At 42.6% G+C, this 14523-nt stretch carries 10 protein-coding genes and 1 tRNA gene; 8 read left to right on the top strand and 3 right to left on the bottom strand.

Translation table 11 applies throughout. The annotated features are described in order from the left end of the window. Positions 1–461: 461 nt before the first annotated feature. The gene (gene aspS / locus V7O63_RS10210; protein ID WP_340818410.1) at positions 462–1793 is read left to right on the top strand and encodes an aspartate--tRNA(Asn) ligase; all 1332 of its coding nucleotides are present in this window, start codon (positions 462–464) and stop codon (positions 1791–1793) included. 22 nt (positions 1794–1815) lie between these two features. After that, complete coding sequence (gene rpiA, locus V7O63_RS10205; RefSeq protein WP_340818409.1) at positions 1816–2508, top strand: ribose-5-phosphate isomerase RpiA; 693 nt, start codon at positions 1816–1818, stop codon at positions 2506–2508. Positions 2509–2543: 35 nt separating this feature from the next. Here the strand turns inward: rpiA and V7O63_RS10200 are convergent, their stop codons facing one another. The 3 genes from V7O63_RS10200 to V7O63_RS10190 are packed head-to-tail and all read right to left on the bottom strand — an operon-like array spanning position 2544 to position 4987. Beyond that, complete coding sequence (locus tag V7O63_RS10200; RefSeq protein WP_340818408.1) at positions 2544–3755, bottom strand: TrkA C-terminal domain-containing protein; 1212 nt, start codon at positions 3753–3755, stop codon at positions 2544–2546. Positions 3756–3809: 54 nt separating this feature from the next. After that, positions 3810–4367 carry a magnesium transporter gene (locus V7O63_RS10195; RefSeq protein ID WP_340818407.1) on the bottom strand — a complete coding sequence of 186 codons (558 nt, stop codon included), beginning with the start codon at positions 4365–4367 and terminating at the stop codon, positions 3810–3812. Continuing rightward, on the bottom strand, positions 4364–4987 hold the full coding sequence (locus tag V7O63_RS10190) for a magnesium transporter (RefSeq protein ID WP_340818406.1): 624 nt from the start codon (positions 4985–4987) through the stop codon (positions 4364–4366). The genes V7O63_RS10195 and V7O63_RS10190 overlap by 4 nt, the downstream gene beginning before the upstream one ends. A 153-nt stretch (positions 4988–5140) precedes the next feature. Here V7O63_RS10190 and V7O63_RS10185 point away from each other — a divergent pair, with 153 nt between their 5' ends. The 6 genes from V7O63_RS10185 (at position 5141) to V7O63_RS10160 (ending at position 14484) form a co-directional block, all read left to right on the top strand. Next, positions 5141–5443: a Dabb family protein gene (locus tag V7O63_RS10185; RefSeq protein ID WP_340818405.1), complete on the top strand. Its 303-nt coding sequence runs from the start codon at positions 5141–5143 to the stop codon at positions 5441–5443. A 51-nt stretch (positions 5444–5494) separates the two neighbouring features. Then, positions 5495–6097 (top strand): NAD(P)H-dependent oxidoreductase, encoded by a 603-nt coding sequence (locus V7O63_RS10180; protein ID WP_340818404.1) that lies wholly within the window; start codon positions 5495–5497, stop codon positions 6095–6097. A 13-nt stretch (positions 6098–6110) separates the two neighbouring features. Then, positions 6111–6578 carry a pyridoxamine 5'-phosphate oxidase family protein gene (locus tag V7O63_RS10175; RefSeq protein WP_340818403.1) on the top strand — a complete coding sequence of 156 codons (468 nt, stop codon included), beginning with the start codon at positions 6111–6113 and terminating at the stop codon, positions 6576–6578. Between the two features lie 563 nt (positions 6579–7141). Next, positions 7142–7218: transfer RNA gene (locus V7O63_RS10170), tRNA-Val, on the top strand. A gap of 1275 nt (positions 7219–8493) precedes the next feature. After that, positions 8494–9120, top strand: coding sequence for a hypothetical protein (locus tag V7O63_RS10165; protein WP_340818402.1), 627 nt, complete (start codon positions 8494–8496; stop codon positions 9118–9120). 3579 nt (positions 9121–12699) lie between these two features. Next, a complete protein-coding gene (locus V7O63_RS10160) occupies positions 12700–14484 on the top strand; it encodes a hypothetical protein (protein WP_340818401.1) in 1785 nt (594 codons plus the stop codon). Positions 14485–14523 lie beyond the last annotated feature (39 nt).

Below are 14523 nucleotides of genomic sequence, written 5' to 3'. Positions count from 1 at the left end.
ATAGAAATTGCAAACTATATAAACTTATTTTTTAGCACGACGTGAATAAAATTAATAAAGAGGGATTTATGTCTCCATAGAAATTCTTGTTTGCCTGTTTTCGGTGAGTGTGCATGCATATCATGGTTGTGGACTATCAATTTTGTGGAAAATATCGCATTTTTAATTGCCTGTATTCAGAAAAAGGCAACAGATTATTACTATTTTGGATTGTGCCGGCTTCGCCGGACCCTCCGGGATGGTTGAAGTTACTTATAAACTACTATCTGAAAACTATCGAAATAATGTAGCTAGTGAAAATTAGTGAGTTCAAAGTTGGAATTTGCAGAATTCTTATAGAGCAGACAACGTTAGAATATGTAGGCAACATTACCTAATCCTTTGTCCACAAACCTTTATAACGAATAAATTAGGTATTAGCGAATCAGTCTATTATATTAATACAATGATCAGGTGAATATATGTCATTAGCAGATCTCAGAACACATTATGCGTCACAGATTGACCCGGAGGAAGTGGGTGACCAGAAGGTCACTGTAGCTGGCTGGGTACACGAGGTACGTGACCTTGGTGGAATTTGTTTTGTTGTGGTCAGGGACCGTACAGGAAGATCCCAGATCACACTCGTGAAGAAGAAGACTGACCCGGAACTTCTGGACCAGGCAAGGAAACTTGTCAGGGAATCCGTAGTTTCCATCACAGGAAGCGTCAAGCCGGAAGGTAAGGCTCCAAACGGATATGAGCTCATCCCTGATGAGATAAAGCTCCTCAACGAGGCAGAATCACCACTCCCAATGGACACCACCGGAAAGGTAGAGGCAGAACTTGACACACGTCTTGATTCAAGGTTCATCGACCTCAGGCGTGAGGGAACAACAGCTGTCTTCAAGGTAAGACACGAAGTCCTCAAGGCAGTCAGAGGATACCTTACAGATAACGGCTTCATCGAGACCTCCAGTCCAAAGGTCGTTGCAACAGCAACAGAAGGTGGAACATCACTCTTCCCGATCACATACTTCGACAGGGAGGCATTCCTCAACCAGAGTCCTCAGCTCTTCAAGCAGATCCTCATGTCAGGCGGACTTGACAGGGTATTCGAGATCGGTCCTATCTTCAGGGCAGAGGAACACGACACCCGCAGGCACCTCAACGAAGCAACATCCATTGATATCGAGGCAAGTTTCTGTGACCACTTCGATGTAATGGAAGTGCTTGAGAACATGGTGGCCTACATCTACGAGCAGGTCATTGAGAACGCATCAGACTCACTTGCAGTCCTTGGTGTCGAACTTAAGGTCCCACAGGTTCCATTCAAGAGAGTCACCTATGACGAGGCGATCGAGATCGTCAACGCGAACACAGACGAGATGCTCAACTGGGGAGACGACCTTGGAACCGCTGCCGAGCATACTATCGGTGAGTATGTGTTCAAAGAGACCGGCGAATCACACTATTTCATCATCGACTGGCCAACCGAGATCAAGCCGTTCTATGCAATGCCTTACGAGGACAACCCGATCCTTTCAAAGGGATTCGATATGATGCACAGGACAATGGAACTCTCATCAGGTGCACAGCGTATACACATCCCTGAGCTTCTCATCGAGAGGATCGAGTCACAGGGTCTTGACCCAGAAGGATTCGAGTTCTATCTCAAGGCTTTCAGATACGGTATGCCACCACATGCAGGATGGGGTATCGGTTGCGAGAGACTTGTCATGACAATGCTTGGTGTAGACAACATCCGTGATGTAGTACTCTTCCCAAGGGACAGGCGCAGACTTTCACCATAACCCTGATAAGGCGGATAAGTTCATGAAAGAAAGGAACCCAACAGGAGAGAGTCCTGAGAAGAAAGCTGCAGGTATCGCTGCAGCAGACCTTGTGCAGGATGGCATGGTCGTCGGTCTTGGTACCGGCTCCACCACCGCCTATACCATAGCCGAGCTTGGAAGGCGTGTTGACGAAGGTCTTGACATAATTGCAGTAGTGACATCATACCAGTCAGAGATGCTCGCCATCCAGGCAGGTATCACCCTTACATCACTTGCAGAGCACCCAAACCTTGATATTGCCATCGATGGTGCCGACCAGATCGATAAAGGTCTGAATGTGATCAAGGGCGGCGGTGCAGCACACACACGTGAGAAGGTTGTATCCCGTTCCGCAGAGCGCTTTGTTGTGGTCGCTGATGAATCAAAATACAGTGAGCAGCTTAACCACTACGTGCCACTGGAAGTACTTCCTTATGCAAAGGAGTATGTCTCACAGCAGGTATGCAGGATAGGCGGAAAACCTGAGCTGCGTCTTGCATCAAGGAAGGACGGTCCTGTGATAACAGATAACGGTAACTTCGTTATCGATGCAAGTTTCGGTGTGATAGAGAATCCTGTAGTAACATCAGCTCTCCTTTCACAGGTTGCCGGAATTGTGGAACACGGCATCTTTACCAATGCAGACGAGGTCTACATCGGTAAGAAGGACGGTTCCGTAGAAATATTGGCTTAAAGCTTAGTACTTAATTGAATATCCTGATCAAAGGATCAGGATCCATTTTTATCGTCAAGCGGACAGGCACACATCTCGAACAGTGCTTCTTCTCCTGTGTGTGAACCTCTTGCTACCAGGATGTCACCTGCTTTGACAACAGTTCTCTTATTTGGCCTGTAGACCCATCTCTCATCTCTTTTGATAGCCATTACATGGACACCAGTTTCAGTTTCAAGCTTCAACTGGCCGAATGTCTTCTCGATAATAGGTGAGCAGTCCTGTACGATCAGTTTGGTGATCACCTCATCGGATTCCCTTACGGCTATCGTGATGATAGGATGAAGATCGATATCCCTGAGGACCGTATCAGCAATGGTATATGCAGCATCTGATATTGCCTCTGCTGAGTTCGCAAGCTGGAGAAGGCCACGAAGGATATTGACATCCGGTACATGCTTTGCAGTCTCAAGGACCCAGTGCTGTAGCTCATGTTTCATGGAATCCATTTCGACTTCAAGGGCCCTGACCTCGTATGCGATGTCCTCGTTGTCGAAGAGAAGAGCGGAATATGCAAGTCCTACTGAAAGTTCTCCCATGTTCTTCATCTCGACTATTATGTCAACAGCTCTTTCAAGGTCGATAAGGAACCTTTCATGCTGGATCTCCCTTGGGATATACTTCCTTCCGGTAACAAGTTCCATGAAAAGAGGTACACCTTCGTCATGACCGCGTGCAAAGAGCACATCGTCCGGTCTTAATCGTGTCTCATGATCAGGATCGTAGATCCACTCATCGTTCCTGCGGATGGCAATGATCCACATCCCGGCCTCAGTGTCAAATTCGATATCCTCGAGGTTCCTGCCGGCAATTTCAGATTCCTCTCCTATCGTTGCCCTTGTAATGGTCTCATCAGCCTCACGCATTGCGAGTTTTAATTCCATTGGGATACCCATGTCCATCAGTACGATCTTTGCGATATCACCGGCCGCATTGGCAATGTTCTCTGATGCGCGTGCTACCTGAAGCACACCGGACATCTCCTCAGCTTCCTCGACACGCCTTGTGCTGAGCATTGCAGCTATTTTCATGTGATAGTCAAGTGTATCCATCTTCTCTTCAAGCCGGACAACCTCTTCGGCTATATCCTCGTCATCGTACACCATTGCAGAATATGCAAGGTCTACCATGAGTTCGGAAGTATCCTTCATCTCGATCAACAGATCCTTGAGATTTCGTGGGACATATCTTATTTCCTTGGGACTCATAGATTTCTACCGTTCAATGTATTCTTGTTCTTTATTTTGTTTTTAAAATATATATTAGATAAGGTTCAGGAGATGCATGGTTGCGAATATCCCTGTGACACCGATAAGATCACCGAATGTAGCTATAAGCGGGATCACTGTGTCATCGGGATCCACTCCGAACCTGTGAGATGCAAATGCGATACCAATGGTTGCTGAGAACACCACCAGCAGTTCGAAGGAACCGGCTATCAGGCAAAGTGCCAGAAGTTTTGTGAATGGGATCCCCATGTCAAATACCAGCCCTGCTATCCATACGGTTATGGCAACGAACACGCAGGCTGTAAGTCCTACTATCATGGCTGCATAGACGCTGTTGCGGACAACAGGGTTCCTGCTAAGGTGGCTACCAAGACCCATATGGAAGGATGAGGAAAGCCTGGCCCCCAGCATACTTCCGGTATCACCGCCTATCTTGATAAGTGCGGGTATCAGTACGAGTATTATCGGCATGGAGACAAGTTTCTCTATCTCGATGTTGAGTATCTGTCCTGAGAATATGCCTATGATGGACGTAACAAAGAGTATGGGGAAGCCCCTGTTGACTATTCCGCGCACTGTGTAGTAGCTCATATCATAAGCACCACCCTTGCTGCCAGGAAGAGCATTATCATTGATACTATGTCACCGATGGTGGCAATTGCAGGTGTAACTACGTTGTCAGGATCGAATCCGAAACGAAACATACCCAGTGCAAGGAAGACCGCTACAACTGCCAGGATAAGCCCTGAGGAAACACCTGCAAGGACTGCTATCATTGTAAGACTGAAGACACCTGCGCTCTGAAGACCCAGTGCGACGGTTATGATATGTCCTGCAATTCCAAGTATTATGGACATGATTAGACTGAGAAGAAGTGAACCTGAAACGTTGTTCACAAGCTCGGGATTGCGGTCTATCTTTGTTATAAGACCCATATGTATGGCACTTCCAAGACGGGAGCCAAGTGTACAGGAGATGTTCCCCCGCATTCCCAGTACTGCCGGAGTGATGACGATAAGTCCTGGTATCAGTTCCAGTTCGTTGCTCATACCTGAGAGGATAAGTCCTGAGATGACACCTCCGATGGTGGCCATGAGCTCGAATGGCAACGCCTCACGCACTATGGAGCGTACACTTCCGTAATCTCCTATGTATTCCTCGACGACCTCTATCTCGTAGTCCTCGTCCTCATCACCTGAATCGTGAGCCATTACAAAGCCCTATTTCACTTTGTTATTATTTATATATATAAGGCGTTCTGTCAGGCATCAGCGATAGACATCAATGATTTTTCTTACGTCATGCCTTCAGTTAATAGTTAAACATAAGATACATGTTAACAATTTCAGGATGAGGTAAATTTCATGTTAAAGCATATAGTGATGTGGAAATTGAAGGAGCAGGCTGAAGGGAACACCAATGTCAAGAATGCACTGTTCATGAAGGAAATGCTTGAGACCCTCCGGGATGTCATACCTGAGATAGAGATGATCGAAGTGGGACTCAATGTCAATTCATCTGCTGCTGCCTATGATGTTGCTCTTTATTCTGAGTTCAAGGATGAGGAAGCCCTCAAAGTATACCAGGATCATCCTGAGCACCTGAAGGTTGCGGAATTCGTTGGAAAGATAGCTGAAGACCGCGTGGTCGTTGATTATCTTATCTGAACGGTTTAACTATCCAATCCTCTGCGGTAATGTGCTGGAAAGGTGGATATTGTGAATATCTCTGTTATACTCGGACATCCTTATGAGAAGAGTTTCAACCATGCTATTGCTTCAAAGGTGGTCGAGACTTTAGAGACTGGCGGACATGATGTCCGTTTCCATGACCTGCACAGAGAAGGGTTTGACCCGATTCTTCAGGGTGAGGAACTTGTGGCTGACCGTTCTGATGATCCTCTGGTCCTAACTCACTGGTCAGAGATCAGGGAAGCGGATGGAATCATCATCGTCCATCCCAACTGGTGGGGTCAGCCGCCAGCCATTCTGAAAGGATGGGTTGACCGTGTGCTCAGGGAGGATGTGGCATACAGGTTCTCTGAGGATGACGACGGCTCCGGGCTTCCGATCGGCCTTCTGAAAGCGAAGGCGGCGATAGTGTTCAATACTTCCAATACGCCGGAGGAACGGGAGAACACTGTTTTTGGCGACCCGCTTGAGAGGATATGGAAGGACTGTATCTTCGACTTTTGTGGTGTCATCAATTTCCATCGCAGGATGTTCAGGACCATTGCCGGCAGTTCCCCTGAGCAGCGCCAGGAATGGCTGGATGAGGTGGAGGATATTATCAATGCAAATTTCCCGCCAGCTACAGACTGAGGATTGATGTGCTATGAGAAGGCCTGAGAAGCAGATCCGGGATGACATGATGATGGAAACCATCCTCAACGAGGCTATCATATGCAGAATTAGCATGTGCAGGGATAATGTCCCTTATGTGGTACCGATGAACTTTGCATACCACGATAATGCTCTCTACCTGCATGCAGCAAAGGCCGGAAAGAAGATGGATCTCATCAATGAGAACCCCCATATCTGCTTTGAAATGGAATACAGGGCTGAGGTAACGCCAGCACCAACAAGTTGTGGCTGGAGCATGAAATACTACAGTATCATCGGTCATGGAAATGCTTCCATCATAACAGATGCAGAGGATAAGGTAAAAGCCCTCGATCTTCTGATGGAGAAGTATGCCGGTGAAATGAAGAACTCTTACCCGGATGAGGTTCTGGGCAAGGTAGCGGTCATAAGGGTCGATATCACTGAGATGACCGGTAAATTCTCAGGATATAACTGTTAATTTTGTTCAACTATATCATGGAGAGGGTCTGTAGAAATTCTGCCAATACACCTTTGAGAACCAGAAATTTTTAACAACTACATTATTTCAATAGTCTTCAGAGTGGCAGCGAAGGAATGTGCCGCCTGCGGCGTGTGGTCGTACTGTTCTTTGTTTATCTATTATTTTTCGCAGAGCTATCGGAAACATAATGGTACAGGGGATAATAAGGTCAACTCATCGGAAGTCATGAATAATCGGGATTATCCCGAAGGGTCCGGCGAAGCCGGCACAATCCGAAAAGATGAATAAGATAATCTGTTACCTTAATCTCCTTCTCTGAATTCCGATGATCAAACACCGCAATGTTTCCCGCAAAAATAATGGTCTACAACCATGTCACGCACGCTCGATCACATGATGAATTTAAATGAGATATTCTACAGAGCCTAAGAAGGCACTGAGTATTTAAGCATCATCCGATATTTCCCTGTTCCATCAATAAAGGTTATATACAACTAGTTACATCTAGGGGTTGCTCGAGGGCGAAAGCGCCACCGAACAACTTCATTCGCAAACAACGTGGGCCCGTGGTCTAGCCGGTTATGACATCGCCTTTACACGGCGGGGGTCATGAGTTCGAATCTCATCGGGCCCACCACAATTCTTTGGTTCGCTTATTAGTGTTTTTACTAGTTTTTCTAAATCTTCAACCCTAGCTTCTAGATTTGAGTTTTCCTGTGATTGGACAATGGATTGAACAACATCACCATCAAAGTCTTCATCTAACGCTAAAACTAGTATCTTTTTTCCTTTGTAGTATCCTTCAAATATATGTGTTGTATCTCCTATTAATTCGATGTGTGACTCCGGTAATTTGACTCTTGGATATGTATGTTTCGCGTTTGCAGTATGCTTAGTGATCTTTGATTTTCCTATGTATTTCATACAATTAATTATTGTACAACACTATATATGAGTTGTCCAATTACACTATTGCGCCATACTGTGGTTACGTATTAAACAGAACACGCACAGTTGCAAGTAAACTGCTGATTCACGAACATCTCAATCATATTGTAAATAAGCTCAGACGTTGCTGGGTCAACGTTTAGTCTTCCAAAGGGTTCAGTAATTCTTAATTCATCTCGCCTCTATCACTTCAGAAGCCTTTGATTCAAGCATTCTTATAAGGATTTGACTTATTAATGCTGTCCATGTGATGCAGCACCATTTGACTATTATTGTGGGTTCTATTTTGTAGACATCCGTACATTCAATATCATGGGCAAGCTTCATATAAGAGCATATAATACTTTATTTGGCAAATAAAGCTTTCGTGTGTCTTATTTTTTTATTAAAAGGGCGTACCTGCTATATTATGTAATATTGGCGGATATGTTGCTCATTAATAATTAACTTGTAATGTTACTCATTATAATCATCAGGATATAGTCCATAATAGAAAATCATCAGACCTTTTTGAGGGGGGCATACTCGATAATTCATATGCGAATTGCATATTGAAACGCTGCTAGGTCCACTGCTGAACAATTACTGCAATCGTAACCGGAATGAAATATGTTGTTTCGTTCACTGATTCAATCGGTTGAATGTGTGAGTAAGACTTGATTGGATATATGGATTAAGCAGAACACCGCACCATGGAATGCAATTGGTACTTTCCTGTGGAACAAACAATAGGTACTTCTCAGATCACTCAGGCTGAAAAATTCTATTGTTCTTTACAATACATTTAAAAAGTATCATGAACAGTTATCAAATATTGTGACATATCCAGAAGAACACTTCACAACAAAGATGTGAAGCTACTTGGCACCGAACTGCAGACGCCATACAACGCCGGGCTGTGACCGAGACAAACGGTTCTGGACCATGTCAAGTGCTAATAAGAAACAGATAAAGGAGATGTCATGTGAGTAGAGATAGGGATATTGCAGAAGAATTTGCAACGGAGATAGGGTCTAAGTATGATACACATTTCAAAGCAGCTTTGGAACTTATTGATAAAGGAGAAGTAGGCAGTTTCAAGCTAACTAGCAATGTAATTGATATTGCTAAGCAAAATAGTATAACTGTTGCAACATTGAAAGTTGGACAAAGAACAGTTCAAGCAATCATTAAAAAATCCCTACAAAGTCGCGAACTTCCAACTCGAAGAAACATCATTAACGATACCTTTTTATTCAACACGGATCTTTACTATCATAAAAAATATGGGATTGTTACACACTCTATCTATGATCTTGACAACAGGGTGTTAAAAATTCAAATGACCAAACCAATACGCAACGTGGGGGTAATTGATATGGCAATGATACTAACAGTAAAAGACACCAGTAATAATAAAGAGGAACTGATAGTCACAAACGCCGATGACATGAGCGTTTCTGATATAATCACCATAAAGAAAGCGGTTGAGCTACGTAAGAAGGAGTGGCCTGATGTACCACAGGACGAGATCGTTGCTATGGTAGAACGTCAGCTGATGGACAAGGGCGTAAGGCTCCTTGCATACGACAACTATACAATTGAGTATTGATGCTTCGCACCAGTATTGACTAATTCTAATTCGTGCTTGCGCAGCACTGTAAAGAACACGTGCATTTCAACCATGTCCATCATTATCTCCACTTGGAGCAGAGTTTACCTACTAGTATTTCTAGCCCATTACTGAACAGTCCTTTGATACTAATAGTATGATGGATATACTTTCAAAGATTAATACAAAAGCAGCATCAAGAGGGCACGCCCTAATGATGTCGATTTCAACTGCGCAACTCAAAAAACAGATAAAATAATTGACAAATGTATGATAATATGTGCATTCTACTTATATAGTCAGTATTAATTTGCCTAGATATGGGCAGCATATGTTGTCAAATACAGCGGTTTATCGAAAACTTTTTATACTGTAGTTAAAATCCAGCGGCATATGGTGGGTAGGGCGGGGTGTTGGAAGAGCACCTAGGTATTTACCTATGTTAGAACACTCACAGTGACATAGCATGCTGCAGAATGCAGCCTTTAAAGAATATGCCTTGGTACTCTACTGAGTAATAAGCCTCATACCAAATCAATAACCTTAGATTGGTTGCACTGCGTGGCGTGTTCTGACCCAGACAGGAATAGGATGCCCATACTTTATAATTAACTCATGAACTTTTTGAGTAAGTAATGCATATGGCAAGCATGGGTCTGTTGCTAGGAGTTTTCTACTCCATGTGTTTATTACGTCAATTGACGTAAAAAGTACTCAGTGGGCAACTTTGTGCATTACTCGCAACTCGAGTATCTCGCCATACAAGAACCATCGCTTTATTTATATACGAGATCATTCAAATTATGGCGTGCAAACATATGGAGTTCCCTAGGCAACCACAGCACATTTGCACAAACGCTTGAGTGATGCCTTTTTCAAAAACACAACTCAACAGTGGGGCTGTACGGCGCTCCTAGATGCATCTTTCTATAAAAACGCTATCGGCTATTTTTGAGTAGTATAGTACCATTAAATCGCCATAAAATGTCCACCACGGGGCTCTCAGAGCGCTGTAGGGGTATGTGTAATGTATGTCTGCAACCATGCTCCAGTCGTTGACCTAGGCGCATCTAAGTTAGAACACGCACATTGGTGCAGCCGGCTGCACTGTGGCAATTGACTGTAGCAAAGGACTTATCCTTACGAGTAAGTGACCGTAGTATGGATAACTGGATAATGACTAGTAAGTGGCTGTAGTATTGCTGTAGCAACTTACCTATACTTACGAGTCATTGGCTGTAGTATTGCTGTATCAAAGGACCTATACTTACGAGTAATAGGATAGGTATAGAATACTTTACTACACTGATGGATGTTCTTACTAGTACTCTGCTGTAATATACTACAGTATTACTGCATATATTCGCGTGAGGGGTTTGTTTTTTACGTAGCAGTAGACACTTTTCCAGTGGAACTATACCCCTTGAATCCATAGCAAGTAGCATGATATTTTAAGATTGGAATCCACAGTTATTAATATGCCATGGCACAAGATAGGGATTTTCCATTGAGTATGTGCCTTTGTCTAATTACAAGTTCGGCATCAGTCAATATTGTAACAGTTCGCCGAGGTTTGTGAGCTATTCATGACTGTTACGATGTTTGGAATATGCTTCGATATTTCGTGTCACTTTGCCAAGGTCCTTGCTTGGCACATTTTTTCTTTGCAGGAATTATTTCACAACTGTTCGTCAATTGTCGATATATGCGCTTTGTTACTCGAATTCATTCACATAAATAGAGGACTTGATATTTTATGTGAATCAAGCAGTATATTCGTTCACGCAAGTCACTCCGCTTTGAAGAGAAGCATGCTGAACTGGCAGAGATGATGTGTCGGGATGTTGCTATGGCTACGTGAAGAAAAATCCATAGGGCACCATTAAAGATACTGGCATTGCTTGAACAATGCGTTGTCATCTTATAAGGCAGAACACGTCCAGGAGAGGGCACTTATTCAGGACTATAGTATGAGGCAGATCTGCAACCACCCTTGCTTCGCGGTCCACAATTTAGTTCACTGTTGCAGGGCGAGTGTTCTCACTCAGACTGCAACCCATCAGAGTACTTACAAGTATACTTATAAGTTTCAACCCCCCTTACCCCCCATATGTCTCCAGATTTGATTTAAACTATATAAATTTTTCTACAAACTTACTATGTACTTATAAATGAATTATACAAAAAAACAATTTTTCGGAGTAAATTTGGAAAACTGGCTAAAAAAGTTTATATACAATGTGCCGAAAAAACAGAGGTTTACAATGTTGCGCAGAGGGAAACAATAGCAATAGCCATTATTCTCTAGGTAGCGTTTTATTATCTTTCGTCATGCAGCGCCATTGCTTGCATGATAGCGATTTATGCTCACGTACAAATAGGGTTCTTGAAGTAGGTTAGTCTTTGATTAGCTCTGTTCTTTATCCACGGTCTTGGTGACGTCACCATGTGCAATGAATGTTTTACCCGACTCTTCAAGGGAGAGGTTCGGGCAGATTAAGGGACGGATTCATACATTTTATTGTATGCAGCCATTACGTGCTGCTCTTCAACTCTTGACTTGTTATGATGTTCAGCAATTCTTCTTAGTTCAGCTAGTATCTATCGTCTCAAAAGCCTCTGGTCTATCATAATATGAATATGGGAGTAATAGCTTAGACCTTGGATATAGTATCGTGCCTAAGTAATGACCCAGCAACGTCTTGTTATGCCAGAGTGATTACCTGATCATTGCTGAGTATTTGCTAGACTGCTAGCTATGTATAATTCCCAATATTTAAGGATTGATCCCACTGCAGGACGTGTTCTACCTTATCAATATAATTCCGGTAGGAATAACTGCCTCATGCTTTTGACTTAGGTAATTTCCCATGCAGAACACCACACCTGTCACAAAGATTTGCTTCTATTACTAAACCAGATTCACTGATTACATTACTAACTGGTTCCTGCGAAGAGTGCCAATCCTGGATGTGTTCTGCTTTAGATATTACGTATTTGTTGCTATAGAAGTATTTTTTCAAGCATCGCCTATCAGAGGCGGGGTTTGTAGAACGCATATGTATCAGGAGTTAGAAAATCTAAGGGTTCAAAGAATCCTCTTTAATCCATATCGTTATTGATAGCAATTCTACATAAACTGGGTAATGATTAAATTCAGTCACGTTTTCATTATACGTCCGATTGTATTTCAGGTCAAATCTATCTAATCCAAAGTCTCTTGTTCTTCCAGTTCGCACAAAAAGTCTTATGGATTTTCTTTATACAATCTGGATCATATCTCTTAACCACATAAAAAGGAGTTATGATAGAAGGAATCATCTTTGTTCCCCTTCAACAGCAGGAAAGTTTTTGTTATCAGCCAAGCCTACTAATAAGACAAACTCAGTACCACATTCCTGATGATAATTTTATTCAATAATAAACAATTTATTATTGTTAGTTAAGGTATATTTTTAGTATTTGACTTTAGAAACACAGTTTCCAAATGCATATATTAGTTGTATATTTAATTACTTTTACTTAAAGTATTGTAAATTTTAATTTCTATTTATTTATTGTTTATTGAGGGGTATAAAGATGGGTATTGGAATCTTACAATTTCCGGAAGACATCAAATGGAAAAGGTTGTGTGTAAGCGAGGATATGGTAGATGAGGGGATTTGCGATAAGGAAAAACCACCTCGCTGGCGTAGTTCGGTTGCTGCTTTTTCTTATGAACCACCAAAGGAGGAACAGGTGTATGAAGGAAGAATCATTACCTATTTGAAGATAGTGGCTACTATCACTGGATTCCAACCCAATGGGAAAGAACTAGATGTGTCAGATGATGCATGGGACGTTCTTCCGGGTATCGAAGAATTTCGAGACAAACTCGACGAATATTTTCCATGTTATGGTGCTCTTCTCAGTGTTTCTGTAGGACCTACAAAACCGGAAGAGTCTGTGTTTAAGGCTGATGAATATCCCTACTTTGTTGATTTTGAACCAAAGAAAAGAGAATTATATGAAATGGTATCCGAGAGTGGTGAAAGGGTATCTAGGTCTGTTCAATCTGTAAATGTGAAAAAGGGAACCACCACAACAAATTCTACTGAGGTTCTTGACATTGACATGGGCTTTAACGTTGGTTTGAAAGTTGGGGGTGAGAAGGAAGGTGCTGGATTGAACTATGGTCAGCAAGGACAGTGGGGAACTAAGGAACTTTCGCAGACTCAGCGAATGGATATTCGCACAACAGATGGATTGGAGGAAATTCGAGAGGGTTTTTCTCGCACTACAAATCTGTCCCAGATGTATAGCCTTTTTCAAGCTTATCATTTGGGGACTAACCGGGCTATCTTCTTTCTCCAACCTCGCCCTCATATTGTTACTTCAAATTTTACATTTGTTAATGGTCCAAGACAGTTGGAGGGTATTCAGGAAGTATTTTTGGTAGTAAGCCGTCCTCATAATATGATGGGACTTTGTCTTGAAGTAGAACTAGAAACTGCTCATGTAGGTACTAAGGCTACTTATTCCCATAAGAAAAAGACTGATGATTTCGAGTTCTACCTCCTCGCTAAAGCTGAAAATCGAGGAGGAACTATAGAAGATGATTCAGTCACACAACTAGTGCAAGATTCACAAACATATTACCCTCCTGCTGGTTGGGAGATTACTGATTTTAATGTTATACAGCTAAGTGCAAAACGGCTAGAAAATTGGAATGTCACACATGGATCCGATTACTTAACAATTTTTGGAGCAGTTACCTGGAGATATGAAGACCGCGACTATACGACGAACGATCTTCTGTTGGATGGTGAGTTGAAGATTGATGTCCGTATTTATCTTCAAGAAATAGCTCCAACTCCAGGTGATGGAGTGGAGACATTGTTCCTTACAGGAAGACGGCTTTGTTGCTGTAAGCGTACTGTGGTTCCTTTGCTTCCTGGGGAGTGGATATCTTATGAAAAAGACGTTTCAAATCGAGGTTTAAGATTTGTAGCAGGACCTGCAAATGAGTCTGCACTTATCGAATCTCGGGAAATGTCTAATGTAATTGGGCAAGAAATACTTCGAAGTGTTTCAGGTAGGGGTAGGCAACCAGCGGGTCAAGTTCACTATTATCAGACCGATTATTTCCACAAGCAAATCGCTCGTCTTCTTCGTAAACAACCATCAGAGTGCAACCCTCCTGTGTCAAAAATTCCCGGTATTAGTGAAACTATTGCCAAACGCCTACAAAGTGTTTTAGGTGAAAAAGTGAACAAAGCCGATATTCTGTCTATGCCTACAGAAAGGATGTGCTGCTCCTTAAATATGTCAGACAAGGAAATTCGGGATTTGCGGTTAAAGACTATAGGTTTAGGTACCAAATAACAAACAATCAAAAAAAAACTATAACGTAGCTAATGAAAT

The sequence above is a fragment of the Methanolobus sp. WCC4 genome (assembly GCF_038022665.1).
In the GTDB taxonomy this organism is placed as follows: domain Archaea; phylum Halobacteriota; class Methanosarcinia; order Methanosarcinales; family Methanosarcinaceae; genus Methanolobus.
Note: the sequence above shows the minus strand (reverse complement) of the source record. Positions and strands in the feature narration are given on the sequence as shown.